This is a genomic window from Brachyspira pilosicoli (genome assembly GCF_019402445.1).
In the GTDB taxonomy this organism is placed as follows: Bacteria; Spirochaetota; Brachyspiria; order Brachyspirales; family Brachyspiraceae; genus Brachyspira; species Brachyspira pilosicoli_B.
On record NZ_SRZM01000445.1, the window covers coordinates 1 to 331 of the forward strand.

The 331-nt window shown below is 24.8% G+C and carries 1 pseudogene; it reads left to right on the plus strand.

Going from position 1 to position 331, the window contains the following annotated elements:
- Positions 1-19: 19 nt before the first annotated feature.
- A pseudogene (locus E6A48_RS11755) lies at positions 20-331 on the plus strand (hypothetical protein); the annotation flags it as partial.

The window sequence follows — 331 nt, forward strand, 5'->3', positions numbered from 1 at the left end:
TAGTATTATTTTAGGATATTTGCTTAGACTAAATTTTCACAATAAAGTTTCTTTAGGCATAGGAGGCGGAATTTTAATTCCTTTATACAGTACAGCTAATCAGGCAGATTATTCATTTGGACTTATTGATAATTATAAATATATGACAGAGTTTAATCAAAAAAATATTGCTTTTATGTATAAGCTTCCTTTTATGCCTTATGTAAAATTGAATGTTGTAAGATATTTTTATTTTTCAGACAGATGGTCTTTTAAAATTGGAGGAAATTTAATATATAATTTTGGTATGGAGCTTGATACTTATAGATTAGGTTTTTATAATGTATATAGT